Genomic DNA, 23,074 nt, shown 5'->3' on the forward strand with positions numbered 1-23,074 from the left:
CTAACATTACTAAAACTAGTAACCAAATAGGGAAATCAACATGAAACTTGCGTTAACAACAATTCATCACAAGCATAATAGTAGACGGCAAATTGAATATTTAGTTCAACAATAATTTAAATTTATTTATATGTTGTTTAAGAAGGCTACTAAGTAAATTTTTTGCAAAAAAAAGCCAACTCAAACGAGCTGGCTCAATCATTACTAAACTTAGTAACTAAATAGGGGAATCAACATGAAACTTGAATTAACTGCAATGTAATCACAAGCATAATAGTAGACGGCAAGTTGAGTATTTAGTTCAATAATAATTTAAATTTATTTATATGTTGTTTAAGAGGGCTACTAAGTAATTTTTTGCAAAAAAAAAGCCAACTCAAACGAGTTGGCTTAATCATTACTAAATTTAGTAACTAAATAGGGGGATCAACATGAAACTTGGTTGAACTGCAATTCAACCGCTAGCAAAATAGTAGACGCTGCATATTTAATTAAGTTCAAAAAAGTATAAAAAAATTAAACTTAAGTTTTGTGTAAAGCAGCGGTGTAAAAAAGGCATAAAAAAAGCCAGCCCTAAAGTGGGCTGGCTAAATCATTACTTATTTAAGTAACTAAATGGGAAATCAACATAATGCTTGGTTAAACTGCAATTTAACCGCTAGCATAATAGTAGACGCTGCATATTTAATTAAGTTCAAAAAAGATCTGAATATTTACAGACATTTTTAATCTTTAATTAAAGAGAGCATTTGTTGCTCGTCAAACTGGGTAAAACTCATTGATTTTTCGGTAAATAATGCATCTACAAGAGCTTGTTTATCTTGTTGCATTTTAAATACTTTTTCTTCAATTGAATTTGCCATAATAAGTTTATACACAAACACAGGATTAGTTTGGCCAATACGATAAGCACGATCTGTCGCTTGTTTTTCTACTGCTGGGTTCCACCAAGGATCGTAATGAATTACTGTGTCGGCTTGCGTTAAATTAAGCCCCGTACCACCGGCTTTTAAACTAATTAAAAACACCGATGTTGCACCACTGGTAAACTCATCAATCACTTTATCGCGCTGGCGCGTTTGTCCGGTTAGTAAACTAAAGTTTATATTTATTTCTTTTAGGCGTTCAGCAATAAGATCGAGCGCAGAAGTAAACTGACTAAATATAATTACTTTTCTACCTAGGCTTAGCATTAGCGGTAAGCGATTACTTAGCCATTCTAGTTTTGCACTGCCAGCCTGAGTTGTTGGCTCTATTAATTTAGGGTGACAACAAATTTGCCTTAATTTTAACAGCGCTTCTAAAAAGGCGAGTTTACTTTTTTGCATACCTTGTTCAGAAAACAGATCAGTTAGTTTTTCTTCTAATGCCTGAGTAATACTGTGGTACATTTCTTTTTGTTTTGGCTCAAATTCAAACTCTTTAATTAACTCTGTTTTTAGCGGTAACTCTTGTGCAACTTGCGCTTTAGTACGGCGTAATATAAACGGCATAATTAAGTCTTTAAGTTGCTGTGCTCGCTCTGCATTGCTCTCACGCTCAATTGGCGTTTGGAAGTGAGTTTTAAAATGCGTTTGCGAGCCAAGTAATGACGGCATAGCAAAATCAAGTAATGATTTAAGCTCGAATAAGTTGTTCTCTATTGGCGTACCACTTAAGCAAAGCTTAAAGTCGGCATTAAGGCGCTTCACTAAACGCGATACCTGCGCGGTATCGTTTTTAATATATTGCGCTTCGTCGAGTATAATATTTTCAAAATAAAGTGGTGAATAATACGCAATATCGCGTTTAAGTAGCGGATAAGTAGTTAATATACATTGTGCTTGCGCTACATTTTGTAATAACTCATTACGCTGGGCACCAAAAATAGTGGTTACTTTTAAGTTTTTAGCAAACTTGGTTATTTCTTTTTCCCAATTGCTTACTAGGCTTGTAGGGCACACAATGAGTGTAGGGCCTGCTTGCGCATTATTATAACTACTTGTTAGATAGGCAATAACTTGCAGAGTTTTACCTAATCCCATGTCGTCTGCTAAAATTCCGCCAAGCTGATGGCGTTTTAAAAAGTTTAACCACGCAACGCCTTGCTGCTGATACTCGCGCAATACAACTGAGTCATTTAACCCTTGTATAAGCGTAGTGGGGCGCGACTGGTCATTACTATTTAGCTCTTCTAAATAACGTGACAATGACTCGTCGTGTAGTTCAACATTTATAGCAGTATGACTTACCAGTTCAGGCAAGTATGAAAGCGGAATATTAAATTCATCTCTGGTTTTTATAAATTCAAATCGTTGTTTAAACTCATTTAACAAATGCAACGCTGCTTTATTTATAGCGCCAAACTCACGACCTATTGGGTAGTAATAAAACAACTCACTTTGACGATTTAACGATTCATAATGAGCATCTGTTTGATTAAATAATAATGTAGCTTTAGCATCGTTTAATATAATTTTGCACTGCATTTGATGCCCCGCAGTACGGTGTACATGCAAAGCTACTTGGCTTTGTGGGTTAACAGCATTTACTTTACTAACCGATACTTTCCAGCCTCGTTGAACAAAGCTAGGAAACACCTCATAAACTAACCAGTGTAAGTGAATGGGCGATTGTTTATTAAAAATAAACTCACTTTGTAAACCCCCTTTACAAAAATCGAAACCTAAGTTTATTAGCTCGTTTTTTACGGTGTTTTCAAAAGCACTATTTACTAGGGTTTCTGGCGCTGTGCCTGCCAAATAATTTTTATTTTTATATTTAAACAATAACGAAAGCGTTAATCCTTCCGCCGACATTGTTACTTTTAAAACCGCATTACTAGAGAGTTTTGAGGTATTGTTTTTTTCATTAGTGGGATGCGGAATAACACCCGAGCCAAAGTTATCGGCGAGTTGTTTATAAATACGGTCAAAATTAGTGTCGTGTAATGCTGGAATTGTTTGTAAATGAGCAATTTCATCTGCACTTAAGGGCGTGCGAATGCGTCCTACTTTATAAGTATCAAGATCTAAATAAGTAGGTGGCGTTGTTTTAATTAGTGTCCAATTTTTGCTGTTTTCTAAATTAACTTTTAATTGGGTTAGATCTTTTACTTGCTGCCAACTAAAGCTTAACGCTTGACCTGTTTGCGCTTTAATTGATACGCGTGATCGTTGTAAAAACAATCTTTCAGTTGCTATAAGCTGTTGCAGTGCGTTAAAACCCCATTGCCCTTTAAGCTCAATATTACCTACTGCATTTTGTGAACGTATCCAGCTAAATAATCTAAAGTCGCTTTCTAATAAATCGCTAGGAGTTACAAAGCTGTTTAGCTGTTGCTCGGTAAGGTTACGGCCTAAGGCATAGCTTTGATTTTCATCGTAATTAGCTATTTTTGGCGTTAAAAACACTTTATTGTTTTCTACATCTAATACAAATAAAAGCACTTGTGAAGGCGGTTGTTCGGTACTGTTTTTAAGTGCTCCGAGTTCAGTAAACCAATCATTAATAAAGTAGTCTTCGCCGTACTCACCGGAGTGTTCTATTTTAAGTTTGAGCAAAATAGCAGCTAAGTGGCGGCATTTCGTTTTAACGTTACAGGTACAGTGAGTATCTACCGAATAACCAGTAGGTACTTTACTGATCTCAATACGTTGATTAAACGAAATACCTTTGTCGCCACGTACTGTTGAATCCACAACTGAAAAATCGCTATTATGCTCTAACCAGCTAATTTGGCCGTTTTTATAATACGCTTTACCTTTAGCCAATACGGCGGGCTTAAACAATTTCTTAATGAAGCGTTCAGAAAGAGGAAACTGGGTAGCCTGCTCATTTTTAATTTCTTCAAAAATAGCCATTAGATCAGTTTTAGATAAGTTAGCAGACATGTCACTCAAAGTATTAAATTTTAAAAACAATTTTTTTAGTATATGCCTTATATGCTCTGAGCTAAAGCAATATTAACGTTAAATAAACTGGTTGGAGCTGAGCGCTTAGTAAAAAATTGCTTTATAGCTAAATAATGCGCTAATTATTATTTATTTAAAATAAAACACACAGCTAACTCACAAGTTAAAAACAACTTACTAACACAAGGAGGGGGTTTACAGATCAGCTTTATACTAACAAAGCGCAAAACAGGTAGGATCTAAGATAAAAAGGTAATTTAGTTAGTAAAAAGCTGATCTAAAATAGGCAAGTAACTCTTTTATGCTTAAATTTTGCTATATGGGATCAGTTTTTTACTAACTTAAAGGGTGTACAGATCAATATTTAACTAAGCTAACACCCTTGTAGATCATTATTTTACTAACTAGTTAAATGCAGCTAATAGCTTAGTAAGTTGTTCTAAGCGCTTGTCTGTCATAACTTTATTGTTTATTTTTACTGAAACATCACCATTTTTTAAACTGCGCTGTACTGAAACAAAGTTACTCTCAAGCACAACTTCACGTTTAACGGCTATTTGTGGCTCGGTAGTTAAATACTTAGTAATGGCCATTGCACGCTTGTCATCGCTTGCTGCTGCGTTTATGTCTTCATGGTTAGCAATGTCAGCAACTAGCAAGTTAAAGGCTGCTTGGTCGCGCTCCTTTGCGCTAATCAGCTTTTTAGCCACTTCACGGCCAACATGATTAGCTGTAGGGTAAAGTGCAACAACATCTGCAGGGATTTGCTCGAATGCTTTTATTGCATCGGCAACCGCGGTATGCGATACGCCTTCAATAACTGCAATTTCACGGTAAGAGCCTTTTTTACCTTGCTCAATTAATTCATTTTTAGTGTTTTGATAAGCTTGTCCAAGTTCCCACAAGCTAGGTGCTATGTATTGATCAGACGAAACAGCTAAAATTTTTGCATCTTGATCAGTAAAGTCGCTAGAGCTCAACACTAAATAATCAGCATTACCCAAAATGCAGGCTTTACGGCGGCGTGATCCCGCAAGTACTAAGCTTGTATCGCCTTGATCCCAAAGAAGTGCCGGGTGTTGATTACGGCCATCTTCTTTTATTGCCGGTAGAATATCGGATACCGACTTTTCATTTAACAGCGACTGTACACGGCGGTTTTTGCCATATACCTGGGTTGTTGACTCAATGTCACTATGGGAAATTACTTTACAAACTAGGGTAATTTCTCTGCTAGGATCACTTGGCGCTGGCATACGAATTACATCGCCTGCATTTGCTTGCTCTAATAAAGCATCAAGACTACTACTACCAACCGCTGTTGCAAAAGGGTCTAAGCGGGTGTCATTTTTACGTTTTTTAGCCATTTTTGTTTAACATCCTTACTTAGGGGTATTTAGTTTTGATTGTGTAGATTGCCAATTAGAGCGGATCAGCATTTCAAGCTCATCAACTACATCTTTTATATTTTCTTGGGCACGCATTAACGATTCGCGACTAGCTAAACTATCTGATGCTTTTTGATCAAAAATAGTGTTAAACGAAGACGAACTCGCTGTAATTGCTGAGCTATGATTAATTGGGTAACTCATTACTTGGCGACCAAAGGCACTACGAACATCTTTAACGATATCGCGTTGCGAGTGGTTACCTTTTACATAGTTAGTTACTAAAAACTGCATAAAGTCCCATCCTTCATGGCCTAGGGCTGCAACTGTATGATAAATCTCACCTAAACGTTTTAAATATTTATTATTTGCATCAAAGTCTACTGCTTCTGGATGAACTGGTATTAGCATTGCTGTAGATGCCATTAACGCATTATAAAACATAAAGTTAAGTGTTGGAGCTGTGTCGATTAATAACACATCAAACTCGTCTTTTACTGGGTCAATTACTTTTTCAAGTAACTTATGATAATGACGGGTTTGTTCATAATTTGAGGTGTCTTTGAGTAAAGTAGCTGTTTCATGTTCAAAATAAAAATCATCCATACCAGATGGTAAAACACGAATATTTGGAATATGTGTAGGTAAAAATGAGCTTGATACAAATTCAGGCCACGTTTCACCTTCGTCTAATTCAATACAATCACGCATTAAATCGCCAACGGTGATTGGATCGGGCTCTGCCGATGGAAAAAAGCTAGATGATGAACCTTGAGGATCTAAATCAATAATACCAATACGGTAGCGTTTTATATTTGTAGTTGCCAGTGCTGCTGCAATATTAACCATACTAGTTGTTTTACCACAACCGCCTTTTAGGGAGTTAATTACAATAACTTGCAGTTTGTCATCACCAGTACGGTGATCGGGCTGAATATCCATAATATCGGCCATAGCAAAAATATTTACCAAAGTGTAAGCGTAATGACCATTTGCACCACGTTTGATATTTAAATTATCAAAATCACCATTGTCGTGGCGTCTTTTTAAGGTACGATTGTTACAACCAAGCAGATCGGCAGCTGCTTTTTGCGTATAAGTTCTTAATTCTTTTTCTTCAGATTTAAGATGAGCGCGATAATGTTGTATACGTCCTTCTAGAGACTTTTCGGCAACTTCAGCTGTTGCTTTCAAAAGCCGGTAGGTACTTAGCGCATTATTATTGATAGACATACTTAATTCCTCAAAGTTAGGCTGTTAGTATAATGTCCATTCAATTTGCTGTAAACAACTATTTATAGTGACATGTGTTTTATAAACAAGACATCTAATAATATTTTTACATGCTTAATATCTCTTAGTATAAATAGAAAGGTTAAGTATGGTTAAGTATATAAGGTATTAAAGGATAGAGGCTTAAATAAAGGTCATAAACACATGATTTATATGAATAATAATAAAATAAGCAGATCAGCTTTATACTTGGTTAAGATCAGATCTTTATCTACTAGCAGATCAGCTTTTTACTAAGCTGAAAATTAAAACAATAGTTACGCACAGGTTAATCATTAAGTTGTGCACAAAAAAGGTCTGTTAGATCAGTTTTATACTAAGTAAATTATAAAGTTATACACCGACTCTGTAGTAAAAGAAGGCTTTTAATTAGTATAGATCTGATCTGTAGTAGGTACAGATCAGATCTATGCTAACTCAATATGTGCTTATCCACAGGGCTTTTAGTTTTTTAGTTAATTTGTCGTGTTAAATATTAAAAATTTAGCTTTGTAATGGACAAAAATCTCACTGAGTTAGTAAAAATGAGATTTGTAACTGCCTAGTTAGTAAAATAATGATCTGAAATTGAGTTAATTAGCATCCGCTTAGTATAATAGTGATCCGAAGGTTTTATTTTAGCTCAGATCACTTTTATACTAACTTAAACATTTAACTTTTTTGTCTTTATGTGTTGTTATTAGCTGTCGCAATAAAAATGGAAATAACAACAATGAGCCGAAAGGTCAACATCTCGGTAGATAACTTGCCCGATACACTAAGGGGCCAAATTCACGGGGTGGAAAGTGCAATTGATAATGAAAGCTTAGCACTGTTTACAGATAATAAAGATGTGCGGATTTCGATAGAAAATGCAGCTCATGGATTACGTGCTTATTCGAATACTTTTAACCATTATGATTTATGGGGACGCTTTGTCCGTTCAGGGCATAAAAAATTACCATTAGAAGAAGCACCTAAAAAAACAATAATTACACGCAAAATATCTGAAAAAATAGATGGTATTTTGTACGATGGTGAATTAAAAATAACGCCGGCGGTTGTTAGCACACGCAAAGATGGTGAAGACGTAGAATATTTGGTTTGGCCATCAGATCGAGAAGAAAAAGTAGAACGTGCGCTGATCCGTTTAGCTTCTAAAGGTAAAATAGTAAAAATAAATTTTAAGTCCGGTATTCAATATGCTGTTGTTTTTTCAATGAACGAATTAGCACAAGAGCTGAAAACCGTTGGCCAATCTATGCCATATCCACAAATTAAAGAATCACTTGAAGCATTACAAGGCTCGAAACTTTCGTTTAAATATTCAGCAACAGACACCAAAAATACAAATATTGATGATTCATTTTACGAATCGAACATGAACTTTTTATCGTCACTGCATTTTAGTGGAAAAAAAGGTCAAGGCGGAAATGTTAAATGTGTTGCGTGTTTAAATGCATTTGTGCATAACATGATTGATAACCTTGAATACAAAGGATATTACTTTAACAGCGCCCAAGAATTAAAACGCGGATTGTCGCGTTGGATGATGTTGCGCTTATATCATCTTTGGCGTTATGCAGCGCCGGGTAAAACATACCATTTTAGATTACTGTCTATTATGGAAAAGTACGGCTCAATTTATTCAACGGATAATATTACCGAAAATAAATTAAAAGCGCTGCGTCGTGATATGACCACAACAATGAAAGATTTGATCGAGAAAGGAGCTATCTCTGAGTACAGTATTACCAATGTTAAAGACGACAAAACCGGTAATATTATTGACTACACTTACGAAATGCATCCATCAGACCAATTTTGTGATGAGATACTTACTCTGAATAAACACAATAAACGTATTGAAATACAAGGCGGTAAGCGTATTGTAGAAAATGCTGTGCTTATTGATGAAGACAAACTTGTTGAAATAGTAGATAAGTAATTTTTATTACAGAGTCCAATAATAACAAAGGTCACCTAGCGTGACCTTTTTAACATAATCACTTTTCTACTTGTTCTAAATAAAGTCGATCTACTAAAAAATCATAGTCACGTTTTCGTGGATGACTTAATGGTTTTTCGTAATTTGGTAATACCCCAAGTTTTACGTCTGGTTCTGGGTTTATTAAAATAAAAGGTAGCGCCGCACTGACGTGATAACGGTTTTGCGCGGTATAACGCACATTTACCTGAGGGCTAACTCGAGTAGGGCGCCTAATTCTAAGTTTTTCTTTTTCACCTAAACTTGCTACCCGTAATTGCTCTTGTGCTACTAGCGCCTGCCATTTTTGCTGGTCGATCATTCTGGGGTTTCTATAACTAGCTGACTTTTGTAACATTTCGAGGGCCATTTTTTTGGTCAGTGTTTTAGTTGCATGTTTGTGCATCCAGGTAAATCGTACTGAAAAAGGCGATTCATGTTCACTATGAATTTTTCGATAAGCAGCCAAAGTAATTAAGTTGGGTACTGCATTATGCACCGCTTCAAAACGAGCATCGTTGTTATCAATAGCTAAAATACACTCTTTAAACGCTGCTTTTGCCTTATTTACTTGAGCAATTCGATTAATTAGTGCTTGTTTGTCAGCATTTTTTATAACTAATAGGCCAGGATGACGCTTTAAAACTCGGCTACTTAGCCCTTGTTTTTTATAAATGTCAGTAAAGGAATTTAATATAGCTTTATGTGCTAGTTCGCCTGATATTTTAGTAACTTTAATCGATTCGGCCACTTTATCTTCATCAACAGTGCTTATATCAGGAAGTTGATAATATTCGGCTTTTGTATATTCACATAGATTAAGCTCTTCTATTAGCCTTAATGTTAGTTCGCTCATTAAATCAAACTGACTTCTTATTTGTACTTTAGTTACCATGCAACCTCCAAAGAACACATCTTACCTAAATAATTATCGCACATAACCTTATCTTTGTTTAGCTAATAATTTTAGTTTACTCGGGGCTAAGTTTATTTAATATTTAATTTAAGTATGATGTGTTCTTTACAGCTTTGGTTAATTTTAAAATCTCGTGCTTATGCATTTGAGTAGCTTAACTCTTAATAATAATTCCCCAATACTCACATTTGTATACCGTTATAGGTTACAGCTAATAACGGCCTACTAGCTTCTGAGTGCAATTTAACTTTAGCCATGATTTGTGGTGAGGCTTTAAAATGAGGTTGATATAATTAACCGGCTCATACTTTGGGATACTTAAAATGTTTAGCTTGTGAGAACTGAATATACATTTATTAGTACCGGGCAGGGCAAACCATTTTGAGCTCCCTGTAGCTTAACTAATTAAGCAGCTAGCTAGTGGTGTTAATTAGTGCCGATCCAAACGTTCATACAAAGAGTAACTTAATACATTGCAGATATAAGCTTTACGTATTGTAGTATGCCTGGGTGAAATACAATACGTTGTCATGTCTATTTACACTACAGCATAAGATCTGCAAAGCGTAAAACTTATACATATTAAAATAAGTTTTAACCTCAGTAATAACTGCCACTATTCACATTTTTATAAAAACTTAGTACTGAGCCCAAATAAGTCTTTGTATTTTAACCTTAACCAAGGAGAGCTTTAGCCTAATAAACCCACTGTTTATAAACATCTAGTATATGTTGCGGTGGCAAATAAAACTCGCCCTAGCATGTATTTTTTAAATTGCATAGTTATTGGTCAATTATTGTTTATATCAACTGTAAAGTTAAGAATACACATGGTGTAATTTAAGTATGATGTGTTCCCCGCTCGACCTGTTATAATAATTAACTCAGATTGAATGTAGGTCAACAACTAAAAAGTAACCATGATTAATCTTAACTTTATGTTTTTAATCAGTTATATTCTTTCTATTTATCATTTTATATTTGCGCTAAGGGCCCAACATATATGGCTAAATATATTAATTACCTAACCCATAACTAAATAATTAGTAAATAGTGAATTTAGTCCTTGAACAAACAGCCCTGCATACGTTAATTTCGTTGTATCAGGTAAATAGGAATGAGGAATGAATATGCAAACGTGGAACCCAAATAGCTGGAGAGAACTGCCAATATTGCAGCAGCCAAACTACCCAGATCAAGAATCACTTAAATCAGTAGAAGCGCAATTAAAGAGTGCTCCGCCTTTAGTATTCGCTGAAGAGACCAGAAGTTTATTTAAGCAGCTAGAAGATGTATGCGAAGGGCGCGCTTTTTTACTACAAGGTGGTGATTGTGCTGAGTCGTTTAGTGACTTTAATGCCGCTAACATTCGCGATACTTTTAAAACAATTTTACAAATGGCCGTGGTATTAACTTACGGCGGTAAATGCCCAGTAGTTAAAATAGCGCGTATGGCAGGGCAGTATGCAAAACCACGTTCAGCAGATTTAGAAACGATTGATGGCGTATCACTACCGTCATACCGTGGCGACATTGTTAACAATTTTGAGTTTACCGAACAAGCGCGTATTCCAGATCCACAACGCTTAATGACGGCGTATCATCACAGTGCAGCTACGTTAAACTTACTGCGTGCGTTTGCTCAAGGTGGCCTTGCTGACTTACATCAAGTAAACCGTTGGAATATGGGCTTTGTTGCAGCCAATCCGCAGAAAGAAAAGTACCAACAGCTTGCTGATAAAATTCAAGACGCGCTTGAGTTTATGGAAGTGTGTGGTATTAATTCTACTATTGCACCAAGCTTAAAAGAAACCGATTTATACACCTCTCACGAGGCGCTATTACTAGGCTACGAAGAAGCACTAACTCGCCGCGACCATTTATCTGGCGATTGGTACGATTGTTCTGCGCACTTTGTATGGATTGGCGAGCGTACGCGTCAACTAGACCACGCGCACATTGAATTTTTTAAAGGAATTAAAAACCCAATTGGGGTTAAAGTTGGTCCAGGTATGGACCCTGATGATTTAATACGTTTAATTGATGCATTAAATCCAGATAACATTCCAGGTCGATTAACATTAATTACCCGTATGGGCGCAGATATACTCCCTGAAAAACTGCCGGCATTGGTACGCAAAGTACAACAAGAAGGCCGTAAAGTAATTTGGAGTTCTGATCCAATGCACGGTAACACCGAAAAAGCGAGTTCAGGATATAAAACACGTAGCTTTGATAACATCATGCGTGAGATCAGCCAGTTTTTTGCAGTGCATAAAGCCGAGGGCAGCTATGCAGGCGGCGTGCATTTAGAAATGACAGGCCAACATGTTACTGAGTGTACTGGCGGTGCGTACGGACTGTCTGACGACGATTTAGCACAGCGCTATAAAACCCAGTGCGACCCACGTTTAAATGCCGATCAAGTATTAGAGTTAGGCTTTTTAGTTGCCGATTTATTAAAAGACGCACGTAAATAAATAAAATGACTCCCCTAAATACAAACGCCGCTAATTAAGCGGCGTTTTTTATACTTTTTAGTTAAGTTAACCGCCAAGTAAGTTAGTACTTACGGCGCTCAAGATCGGTATCAGATATAATCTTCGCTGATATTTCTTCAACTGAGTGATGAGTAGAGTTTAAAAATGGAATTCTATTACGCTTATACAGCATTTCTACTTCGCGCACTTCTATACGACATTGACGAATAGAAGCGTATTTAGAATTAGCCATACGCCTGTCTCTAATGGCAGCAAGGCGCTCAGGATCAATAGTTAAGCCAAATAATTTATGTTTAAAAGGTATTAAGCATTTAGGCAAGCCTTCAGTTTCAAGGTCGTCTTCGGTGATTGGGTAGTTAGCGGCTTTAATACCATATTGTAGTGCTAAATATAAACTCGTTGGGGTTTTACCACTGCGGCTCACACCGATTAAAATAATATCGGCCTCTCCATAGTTTTTAATATTACCGCCATCATCATTCATCAGCGCGTAGTTAACCGCATCAATTCTAAAATCATAGCTTTTTTCATGAATAGAGTGAGTGCGATGAATTTTTGGTACTGGCGCCACATTTAGTTCTTTTTCTATTTTTTCGCTATAGGTTGTCAAAAAGTCATAACACACTGCATTAGCAGAGCTAATAATTTCAGTTAAGTTGTAATTTACAAAGGTAAAAAATATTAAAGGCTTTTCACCGTCTCTTTTAGCCGTTGCATTAATTAACTCTTTAATTTGATGCGCTTTCTCTTCTGTTTCTACAAAGGGAATGGTTTTATGATTAAATTCAACAGGGAACAGTGACAAAGTAGCATGGCCAAAAACCTCAGAAGTAATTGCTGTGCCATCTGAAATATAAAAAGCAGTTCTCATAAATCCTCTTTTTTATTACTTTTAATTTTAAAATTAAGTTTCTCACGGTTTACGTGAGGACTGTTGCCAGTGTAGAATGGGTGTGACCTTTATAAAAGGTTTTCTTTCTTAACTCTCACAGTTATATCGATTGTATTAAGTAAATAGTCAATTATAGCGATAGGAAGCGCTTTATTAGCAACATAAAAATTAACAGGTAGTTGTTCTACATGAAAATTTTTAACTTGTTAATACAATGTCTAACTCGCTAAAATGATTAAATGTTAATTAGTTGGTATTTAGTACTACAATTTGTTTTTTTGGAGAAAGATCCGTGCAAGAATACGTTCTCTGGTATCAAGAGCTTGGTATGCAAGATGTTCCTCGTGTTGGCGGTAAAAACGCTTCACTTGGCGAAATGATTTCAAACCTAGCAAACGCAGGTGTACAAGTGCCGGGTGGTTTTGCAACTACCGCTGATGCTTTTAATGAGTTTTTAGATCAATCAGGACTCACCGCAAAAATTCACGATATTCTAGATACACTTGATGTTGAAGATGTGAATACACTCGCTAAAGTCGGTGCCGATATCCGCCAATGGATAATCGATACACCATTCCAACCTAATCTAGATAAAGCCATTCGCGAAGCATACAGCCAACTCCACGGCGACACAGCAGCCGATGTTTCATTTGCAGTACGTTCATCAGCTACTGCTGAAGACATGCCAGACGCATCATTCGCAGGCCAGCAAGAAACTTTCCTAAACGTTGTTGGTATCGACTCAGTAATGGTCGCTATTAAACACGTATTTGCTTCATTATTTAACGATCGCGCTATCTCTTACCGTGTTCATCAAGGGTACGATCACCGTGGTGTTGCACTGTCTGCTGGTATACAACGTATGGTTCGTTCAGATAAGTCAGCATCTGGCGTTATGTTTAGTATTGATACCGAGTCTGGTTTTGAAGATGTTGTATTTATCACATCAAGCTACGGGCTAGGAGAAATGGTTGTACAGGGCGCAGTAAACCCTGATGAATTTTATGTTCATAAACCAACATTACTTAAAAACAAACCTTCAGTAGTACGTCGTAACATTGGCTCTAAAGCCATTCAAATGATTTACTCAGAAGACAAAGCACATGGTAAGCAAGTAGACATCGTTGATGTTGCCCCTGAGCTTTCAAATAAATTTTCGATTACAGATGAAGAAGTGCAAGAACTTGCCAAGCAAGCTGTAATCATCGAAAAACATTACGGTCGTCCAATGGACATCGAATGGGCAAAAGACGGTAACGACGGCAAACTATATATAGTTCAAGCTCGTCCAGAAACGGTTCGCTCAAACGAAGATGCCAACGTAATGGAACGTTTTCAATTAAATGGCACCAGCAAGGTTGTTGTTGAAGGCCGTGCAATTGGTCATAAAATTGGTAGCGGTGTTGTTCGTGTTCTTAACTCAATCAAAGAGATGGATCAGGTTCAAGTAGGCGACATTTTAGTTACCGACATGACCGACCCAGATTGGGAACCAATCATGAAACGTGCAGCAGCGATTGTTACAAATCGTGGTGGCCGTACTTGTCATGCTGCAATTATTGCACGTGAACTTGGTATTCCAGCCGTTGTTGGTTGTGGTAACGCAACTGATTTAATTACAGCTGGTCAAGAAGTTACCGTATCATGTGCCGAAGGGGATACAGGTTTCATCTACGAAGGTATTTTAGACTTTGAAGTACTTACTTCACGTGTTGACGAAATGCCTGAGCTACCAATTAAAGTAATGATGAACGTAGGTAATCCAGATCGTGCATTCGATTTTGCTCGTTTACCACATTCTGGTGTTGGCCTAGCCCGTGTTGAATTTATTATCAACCGTATGATTGGCGTTCACCCTAAAGCACTACTTAATTTTGATGCACAAACTGATGCATTAAAAGCAGAGATAACCGATATGATGGCCGGTTATGAATCTCCAGTAGAGTTTTATATCTCTAAATTGGTTGAAGGTATTTCTACTCTGGCGTGTGCATTTGCACCAGAGCGTGTAATTGTTCGCATGTCTGATTTTAAATCAAACGAGTACGCAAACTTAGTTGGCGGCCAACAATACGAACCGGAAGAAGAAAACCCTATGATAGGTTTTCGAGGCGCCGCTCGTTATGTGTCAGAAGCTTTCCGCGACTGTTTTGCTCTAGAGTGTGAAGCAATTAAACGCGTAAGAAACGGCATGGACATGACCAATATCGAAATCATGATCCCATTCGTACGTACCGTTGAAGAAGGTAAACGTGTTATTGAACTACTTGAAGAGCATGGCCTTAAACGTGGCGATAATGGTCTAAAAGTAATTATGATGTGTGAACTGCCTTCAAACGCACTATTAGCTGAAGAGTTTTTAGAGCATTTTGATGGTTTTTCTATCGGTTCAAACGACTTAACTCAGCTAACGCTTGGTTTAGATCGTGACTCAGGTTTAATCGCACATCTATTTGATGAACGCGACCCTGCAATCAAAAAGCTACTTTCTATGGCAATTAAAACAGCTAAAGAAAAAGGCAAGTATGTAGGTATTTGTGGTCAAGGTCCTTCTGATCATGAAGACTTTGCAGCATGGTTAGTAGAGCAGGGTATCGACTCTGTTTCATTAAATCCAGATACAGTACTAGAAACATGGTTATACTTAGCTGAAAAGCTAGCTAAATAATTACTTTGTTTAATAAAAATGCCAGCTTTTGCTGGCATTTTTGTTTGTGTAATTTAAAACAAAGTTTTAACGAGCTAATTTTTTATCTAAATATCTGCACGATTTAGTTAACGCTTTTTGACAAAGCCCCAAATAATGCCTTGCTTTTGGGTAGTCAAAAGAAAAACACAATAACCCTGCCATAAAAAATATTAACGATGGTCCAGGTATAATCGCAAAAAATAAACCCAGTAACATGCACAATACACCGGCTAAAAGTAATAGTATTTTTTTCATAGTTAAAGCCCCCTAGTAACTGTTAACTTGAGTATAATTGCAGTGCGAATAAAATCGATTAAAAGTGTGTTACAAACTGTAAAATCTTCAATTTCTATTACCCCGCAGCATGATATAATTAATCAAATGCCTTAAAATATCGCCGTCATGATAGCAACTATTACACAGCAAGATGCCGCGACAGAAGTTGTCGCAAATTACTTAAGTACCATTAAAAATCAAGGGTTTACTGGAGACACTGACGCAAGTTATGCAACCCGCATAACAGCTTCAACCGATAACAGTATTTACCAAGAGCTACCGCAAGGTGTTATTTTTCCTAAAACCGAAAAAGATATTCAACTTGCGTTGCAAACAGCATCTCGCGACCCCTTTTTATCGTTAACATTTGGTCCGCGCGGCGGCGGCACTGGGACTAACGGGCAATCATTAACCCCTGGCATTATTGTCGATTTATCACGATACATGCGTGAAATACTCGAAATAAACACGCAAGAAGGCTGGGTGCGTGTACAAACTGGGGTAATAAAAGATCAGCTTAATGACTTTTTAAAACCTTATGGGTTTTTCTTTTCACCCGACTTATCTACCAGTAATAGAGCAACCATTGGCGGTATGATCAGCACTGATGCTTCGGGTCAAGGCTCGCTAGTTTACGGTAAAACGAGTGACCATGTTTTAGGGCTAACAACTTATTTGGTCGATGGCACACCTATGTGTACTGCAGCCATTGATACAGAAAAAGCAAAGGTAATCGCAGAGCAAGACACATTAGTTGGTCATTTATACAAAACCGTTTTAGATATCGCACTAAATGAGCGTGAAGCTGTATTAGCTAAATTCCCTAGATTAAACCGCTTTTTAACCGGATACGACCTAGAGCATGTGCTAAGTGATGACTTACAAACTTTTGATATGAGCCGCTTAATTACCGGCTCTGAAGGGTCATTAGGTATAGTTACCGAGGCTAAATTAAAGCTAACCCCCATTGCTGAATTTAAAACTTTAATTAATATTAAGTATGATAGTTTTGATTCGGCACTACGTCATTCACCATTTTTGGTAGCTGCGAGAGCAACCTCAGTTGAAACTGTCGATAGCAAAGTTTTAAACTTAGCACGCCAAGATATTATTTGGCATTCAGTATCGGACTTAATAACCGACATTCCTAATAAAGATATGCAAGGGCTCAACATGGTTGAGTTTAATGCTGTATCACCAGAGGATATAAAAGACAAAGTAGACACTTTGTGCAAACTATTAGATCAGTGCGTGGCACAGCAAACTAATGGTGTTATTGGTTACCAGCTAACCAGTAATAAAAGTGATATTTTAAAAATTTACGCCATGCGTAAAAAGTCAGTCGGGCTTTTAGGTAACGTAAAAGGCAGTCAGAAACCACTCGCCTTTGCAGAAGACACCGCGGTACCACCAGAAAACTTAGCTGATTATATAGTAGAGTTTAGAGCATTACTCGACAGCCATAATTTACAATATGGAATGTTTGGCCATGTTGACGCTGGCGTTTTACATGTTAGGCCTGCGCTCGATATGTGCGACCCAGAACAAGAAAAACTATTGCGTGTTATTTCAGATGAAGTGGTAAAACTCACCGCTAAATACGGTGGTTTAATGTGGGGCGAACACGGTAAAGGGTATCGTAGCGAATATGGCCCAGCGTTTTTTGGCGACCATTTATTTACTCAGTTACGTAAAATAAAAACTGCATTTGATCCAAATAACCGAATAAACCCGGGTAAAATATGTACACCTATCGATAGTGAAGACTCACTAGTAAGTGTTGATGGACAAAAACGTTCATGGTTCGATAAACAAATATCTATTGATGTAAAAACAAGTTTTAATAATGCCATGACTTGTAACGGTAACGGAATATGCTTTAACTACGATGAAAACTCACCAATGTGTCCGTCGTATAAAGTAACCGGCGATCGCCGACATTCACCTAAAGGCCGCGCAAGTTTAATGCGCGAATGGTTGCGCCTGCAAGAAGCAAAAAATGTAGATTTACTTGAGGTCGAAAAGCAACTTAATAAAGGCGAAGTAATTACCTGGTGGGAACGTTTTGTTCACAGCCGTGAAAAAAACAAAGGCATTTACGACTTTTCTCACGAAGTTAAAGCTTCGATGGACGAGTGCTTAGCCTGTAAAGCATGTACTACTGCTTGCCCAATTAAAGTAGATGTACCTACTTTTCGTTCGCGTTTTTTAAATTATTATCATAGTTACTACGCACGTCCACTCAAAGATTACCTAGTGGGTAATATAGAAGTTAGTGCGCCATTAATGGCTAAATTTGCACGTATTATTAATCCTATAGTAAGTACAGACCTAGTTAGTAACATAATTAAAAAAACCGTGGGTTATGTAAATACACCACAATTAAGTATTCCCGCACTAACTAGTCGATTAAACAAAGCTCATACTTTTAATTTTGAATTACTAAATAAATTAAGTGCTGAGCAACAAAACGAATATGTATTAATAGTACAAGACCCATTCACTAGTTTTTATGAAGCAGAATTAGTAGAGAGTTTTATTACGCTTATTACTCAGCTCGGCAAAAAGCCAATGTTATTACCTTTTAAACCCAATGGAAAACCACAACATGTAAAAGGGTTTTTGCATGAGTTTAAAGTAACAGCAAAAAACGCCGCAGAGTTTTTAAATAAACTTAACGATATTAATGCGCCACTGGTTGGTTTAGATGCTTCATTAGTTATGTGTTACCGCGATGAGTACAATACAATTTTAGAAAATAATCGTGGTGATTTCCATGTGCAACTTGCTCACGAGTGGTTACAAACTCAATCGTTTACGCAATTAAAAGTAAAACAAAATACTAATACTGAATTTACTTTATTAAGCCACTGTACCGAAACTACTGCCTTACCAAAAGCTGCGAGTGTTTGGCAAAATATTTTTACCGATATTGGCTTAACATTAAAAACAACCAGTACTGGTTGTTGCGGCATGGCGGGTACTTATGGTCATGAAGCACAAAACCAAAACAACTCGCGCGCACTATACGAAATGAGTTGGAAACCTATTGTAGATAAAAATAAACCCGAGCAACTGTTATCAACAGGATTTTCTTGTCGTAGCCAAGTTAAACGATATGAAAAATTTAAACCTAAACATCCAATTGAGTTACTTGCACACCTACTTAGCAATTAAACTTTATTAGGCTAATTAAAAAATGCGTAACTTTATAAATAAAATTACGCATTTTTACTTTTTACTTTTTAGCAAAACTATCTGCAATTGGCTTAGTAGTTATACCATGAATAAATACACTAAATAAAATAGTGGTCATAGCAATAGTTGCAATCTGATTTTTATTTTCTATTTGAGTATCAATTACCATTAACGTAAATACTATCGATGCGAGTCCTCTTGGTCCAAACCAAGCAAAAGTAAATCGCTCTTTTATATTCAGTGCAGTAAATTGCAGTGACAACATAACCGGAATTATTCTGATCAAAGTTGCACTAAGTAAAGCATAAATTATTATTTCAAAACTGAGTTTTGGTAAAACCAAATAGGCACTTACAAAACCAAATAAACACCAAATTAATAATGCGGCAAAATCGGCTATGTGCTCTGAGTCTTCAACAATTTCACAACGTATCGACTCTGGAGAATATCGGTCAAATAATAAACCTGCTACAAACACTGCAATAAAACCACTACTATGAAAATACTGTGTAATAGAAAATATCGCCATTGCAAAACCTACCAGCAAAAAAGGACTGGTTTTTTGTGCAAAATAATGGCGTTGCATAGCAAAGTTTAAAGTGGGAATAAATATCGCAACACTCGCAATTGCAATCAATAGCGCTATACCAAGTTCCCGAGTAAAAATAATCATAGTTTGTGAAGCGGTGATCCCAAGCTCTGGGTTATTAGCTAATAACAAAAAAATTAAAAATACAGGTACACATAAACCATCATTTAAACCACTTTCAGTATTTATTCCTTCACGGATATTTTCGGGCACTTGTGTACTTTCTAATAGTCCTTTACTGAGTGCTGCATCGGTTGGTGTTAAAATAATTGCTAATAATGCAGCTTGAATAAGTGTTAACTCTGCAAATAAAAATAATGCAGTGCCAATACCTAACAACAAGGTAAGGGGTAGGGCAACAAATAATAATAAACTTGGATACTGATAACTGTGTTTTAAAACGCTTAGTTTTGTTTTTGTAGCGTCGGTAAATAAAAACAAACTTAAAGTTAATTCAATTAAAGGTAATATATAAGCTCCACCATTTTTTAATTGTTCAACTTCCTCAGGTATAAACCAAGCCAGTGCTATTCCTCCAATCACAAAAAACATTGGGCCAGTGATTTCGGTTCTTTCTAATTGCCGGATTGTTAATGAATAAATCAAAAACAAACTGCCAATAAAAGTAATGACTAAATATTCCATTATATTTTCCTTTTTAAACCAGATTTTGCACGTTCTTTTATATTTGTTTGAATATAAATTTGATCTGTAGTTGCTATTTTTGCGTGTCCTAAATCTTCAGATAAATGTTTGAGTGGTCGTGTTTGTGCATCGTGTGTTGCACCTGTATGTCTAAGCCAATGTGCGGTTGCTGCTTCAAGTTGTTCAGAGTCATCTTTAAAACCATCATCAAGTAAAGATTGCTGAGCTAAATCAAAACTTTGTTGTACCAAACGTCGTATTTGCCTAACTGTCATGCCACCTTGGCCACGAATTTTATGCACCAAAGGTTCAGATTCATCAACGCGTGGTAGGGCAGGTAAACCACGATAAAGTCGGTAGCGTTTTAAATATTCAACAAAATCATCGCTTAGAGTTACATCTCGTAATTTATTACCTTTACCCATAATACGCAAAAACCAAAAGCCATCGTTGTCTTGCCAAAAATGCGACATAACGGGCGACCATTGTGGCCGCTCTGACAATTCAGAGATCCGTAAATATAATCCTTTTAAACATGCCAGAGTAAATAAATTTCTTTCTAGATCAGGTTGTTGCTCACATAAGTCGCGCGTTACCCCAAACACATATTCCCATTGTATATCGCTTAGCGTATCGGGGATCTGTATTTGCGATTGAACCACTAAATAGGGACTATTCTTTTTTACTACAGGCACAAAATTGGCAAAGGTTTTTTCTTCTAAAATAGCAAATTTATAAAATACGTTAAGTGCAGTAAACATTGCCGATAATGTTTGTTGGCTAGCAATTGATTCTTTTTGGATGAAAGGGCGCCAATTTGTATTTAAACGACGAATACCTTTCTCGTCTTTATAACGCCATTGTACTGATGTTGTAGCCCAAGCTTTATCTGGTTCAACAACAAAATCTACATAACCTTCAATATCTTCGCGCTTTAAATCAAATACTGATTTTTCAGCCACTAACCATGCCCATAAATAAAAACGTTCAAGCTCACTTCTAAACCGACTATAGGTTGCTTCCGATTTGCGACCATAAACATATAAAAACTGGTATAAGAAGGTAAGATCTTGTTTTGATTCAGTTACAGTCAAGCCAACTTGCTGTATAAAGGTAGCCAGTTCTGGATATTCTGAATTTAAAGTATTATCTTCAAGATGAGCAATTTGATATCTCAATTGTTTTAACGTATCAACCAAAGCAACTAGCATAGTAATAAAATATTCAATAAAATAATAGACTTATAGATTAACCATAAAGTCCGATACTGTCTATTGTATATAGTGATATTTATGTGTACTTTTCTTTTCAGTTAATAAACATTACCTTTATATTTACTACAAAATAGATTAACTTGTTGATATCAAGAATAATTAAAACTTAAGATGTCAACAGTTACCGTCATTGCAAAAATCATTACAGATAACACAGGCTCGTGGGTACATGTTCCTGTAATTCTTACCGTTAAAGGTGACATACCATTAATTACAGACTATTTCCTAATATTAACCGCACAAGGGAAAAGTCGCTCCACTCTTTTATCTTATGCAAGAGCTTTAAAACTATTTCTTGATTACATGGAAGCTAATAAAAATATATTTAGTGACCCAGAATTATTGCTTACTTCATTCATTTTAAGGTTGAGATCCGGTACTTTAGATGAACAGGGATTCGATCCTTCAGGCCTTTATTGGGAACCAAAGTCTTTTTTTAATACTAAAAACATTACTCGTTATTTGGTATCATTTCTAAATTGGTTAGAGCCAAATTGCGCAAAAACTCAGAAGCTTATCCCTAATGATTTTCACAGTGTATTACTATATTCAGCAAGGTATAGAAAAAATATAAATGACTTTCTTGGGCATATAAAAAAATTCAGAAACAAACAGTTAAGCTTCAGAGAAGTAAATTACACCTCAACGAAACCACATTTATTAGTCGAAGGTGATGCAGTGGCTTTTCCTGAAGATAAATTTAAAGTTTTTTTCGTCGATGGTTTTTCAATTCAACGTGATTTAAGAATTTCAATAAGAGACAAACTAATTTTACTACTTATGCATGGAGGAGGGTTAAGAGAAAGTGAAGCTATGGCTTTGTGGGTTTCAGATGTTGAATTAGACCCCCTAAATAATAACTCTTCGCTTGTTAAGATATATAATGAAGAACAAGGTATTGCACCGTATGGCTGGAAATCAAACAGAGGTGGAAATACTAGAAAATTATACCTAAAAGAAAAATATGGTAGAATACCTCGTGTTTCTATGTTCAATACTGAACATTTAGGCTGGAAAGGTGGGACTATAGACCACAGAGATGGTTATATAATTGTTAATTGGTTCCCATCATACTATGGCGAAATTTTTCTTAGTCTCTGGAAAGTTTATCAAAAATATCGAGCTTCGATATTATGCAATCATCCCTATGCCTTTATTTCATTTCATCAAAAATATTTCGGCTCTCCTTACACATTAAATGCATTTCATCAAAATTATAAAAATGCATTAAAGAGAATTAATTTACTTCCCTCAAAGCATGAAGGTTATGACCCACATGGTCATAGACATAGCTATGGTAGGCGTTTACGAAGAGCCAACGTAAACCCATTAATAATCAGAAGATGTATGCATCACAAATCTCTTGATTCTCAAACTCCATATACAGAGCCAAATTTCAACGAAATATCAAATACTTTAACTACTGCTACAGAAGCATTAGTTAAAGGTGAAACACCATTAGATTTAAGTTGGGAAAACCTTACGAAATATGGTTTCAATGACATAGATCCTCATCAATACTTTTCGGGCAAAAATAAAAAATTTAAGGAATAA

Annotated in this window: 13 protein-coding genes; 5 read left to right on the forward strand and 8 right to left on the reverse strand. The window is 36.3% G+C overall.

Features of this window, described 5'->3' with window-relative positions:
- Positions 1-725: 725 nt before the first annotated feature.
- The 3 genes from I6F41_RS00235 to I6F41_RS00245 all read right to left on the reverse strand — a co-directional run bounded on the left by I6F41_RS00235 (position 726) and on the right by I6F41_RS00245 (position 6,514).
- A complete protein-coding gene (locus tag I6F41_RS00235; protein ID WP_089369318.1) occupies positions 726-3,872 on the reverse strand; it encodes a DEAD/DEAH box helicase in 3,147 nt (1,048 codons plus the stop codon).
- Between the two features lie 425 nt (positions 3,873-4,297).
- Positions 4,298-5,260 carry a transcriptional regulator gene (locus tag I6F41_RS00240; protein ID WP_011329645.1) on the reverse strand — a complete coding sequence of 321 codons (963 nt, stop codon included), beginning with the start codon at positions 5,258-5,260 and terminating at the stop codon, positions 4,298-4,300.
- 15 nt (positions 5,261-5,275) lie between these two features.
- Positions 5,276-6,514: an AAA family ATPase gene (locus I6F41_RS00245; protein WP_058374625.1), complete on the reverse strand. Its 1,239-nt coding sequence runs from the start codon at positions 6,512-6,514 to the stop codon at positions 5,276-5,278.
- Between the two features lie 772 nt (positions 6,515-7,286).
- Between I6F41_RS00245 and I6F41_RS00250 the strand changes: the two genes are divergently transcribed.
- Positions 7,287-8,501 carry a hypothetical protein gene (locus tag I6F41_RS00250; RefSeq protein ID WP_011330184.1) on the forward strand — a complete coding sequence of 405 codons (1,215 nt, stop codon included), beginning with the start codon at positions 7,287-7,289 and terminating at the stop codon, positions 8,499-8,501.
- Between the two features lie 58 nt (positions 8,502-8,559).
- Here I6F41_RS00250 and I6F41_RS00255 read toward each other — a convergent pair whose 3' ends face one another.
- Positions 8,560-9,435 (reverse strand): DNA replication terminus site-binding protein, encoded by an 876-nt coding sequence (locus I6F41_RS00255; RefSeq protein ID WP_089369317.1) that lies wholly within the window; start codon positions 9,433-9,435, stop codon positions 8,560-8,562.
- Between the two features lie 1,151 nt (positions 9,436-10,586).
- Between I6F41_RS00255 and I6F41_RS00260 the strand changes: the two genes are divergently transcribed.
- Positions 10,587-11,936, forward strand: a complete 1,350-nt coding sequence (locus tag I6F41_RS00260) for a class II 3-deoxy-7-phosphoheptulonate synthase (RefSeq protein WP_172459254.1) — start codon at positions 10,587-10,589, stop codon at positions 11,934-11,936.
- 82 nt (positions 11,937-12,018) lie between these two features.
- Here the strand turns inward: I6F41_RS00260 and ppsR are convergent, their stop codons facing one another.
- On the reverse strand, positions 12,019-12,828 hold the full coding sequence (gene ppsR / locus I6F41_RS00265) for a posphoenolpyruvate synthetase regulatory kinase/phosphorylase PpsR (protein WP_011330181.1): 810 nt from the start codon (positions 12,826-12,828) through the stop codon (positions 12,019-12,021).
- A gap of 313 nt (positions 12,829-13,141) precedes the next feature.
- Between ppsR and ppsA the strand changes: the two genes are divergently transcribed.
- Positions 13,142-15,517, forward strand: a complete 2,376-nt coding sequence (ppsA, locus tag I6F41_RS00270; RefSeq protein WP_041454953.1) for a phosphoenolpyruvate synthase — start codon at positions 13,142-13,144, stop codon at positions 15,515-15,517.
- 66 nt (positions 15,518-15,583) lie between these two features.
- On the opposite strand, the gene I6F41_RS00275 is transcribed toward ppsA, so the two are convergent.
- Positions 15,584-15,793, reverse strand: coding sequence for a PGPGW domain-containing protein (locus tag I6F41_RS00275; protein ID WP_197107444.1), 210 nt, complete (start codon positions 15,791-15,793; stop codon positions 15,584-15,586).
- Positions 15,794-15,940: 147 nt separating this feature from the next.
- Here I6F41_RS00275 and ydiJ point away from each other — a divergent pair, with 147 nt between their 5' ends.
- A complete protein-coding gene (ydiJ, locus tag I6F41_RS00280; RefSeq protein WP_182684438.1) occupies positions 15,941-18,991 on the forward strand; it encodes a D-2-hydroxyglutarate dehydrogenase YdiJ in 3,051 nt (1,016 codons plus the stop codon).
- A gap of 61 nt (positions 18,992-19,052) precedes the next feature.
- Here ydiJ and I6F41_RS00285 read toward each other — a convergent pair whose 3' ends face one another.
- Together I6F41_RS00285 and I6F41_RS00290 are read right to left on the reverse strand one after the other, a co-directional pair.
- Positions 19,053-20,246 (reverse strand): cation:proton antiporter, encoded by a 1,194-nt coding sequence (locus I6F41_RS00285; protein WP_182684436.1) that lies wholly within the window; start codon positions 20,244-20,246, stop codon positions 19,053-19,055.
- On the reverse strand, positions 20,246-21,457 hold the full coding sequence (locus I6F41_RS00290; RefSeq protein ID WP_182684435.1) for a tyrosine-type recombinase/integrase: 1,212 nt from the start codon (positions 21,455-21,457) through the stop codon (positions 20,246-20,248). The genes I6F41_RS00285 and I6F41_RS00290 overlap by 1 nt, the downstream gene beginning before the upstream one ends.
- A 174-nt stretch (positions 21,458-21,631) precedes the next feature.
- On the opposite strand from I6F41_RS00290, the gene gmtY reads away from it, so the two are divergent.
- The gene (gmtY, locus tag I6F41_RS00295; protein ID WP_197107446.1) at positions 21,632-23,074 is read left to right on the forward strand and encodes a gamma-mobile-trio recombinase GmtY; all 1,443 of its coding nucleotides are present in this window, start codon (positions 21,632-21,634) and stop codon (positions 23,072-23,074) included.

This window comes from Pseudoalteromonas sp. SCQQ13 (assembly GCF_015864415.1).
Taxonomy (GTDB): Bacteria; Pseudomonadota; Gammaproteobacteria; order Enterobacterales; family Alteromonadaceae; genus Pseudoalteromonas; species Pseudoalteromonas nigrifaciens.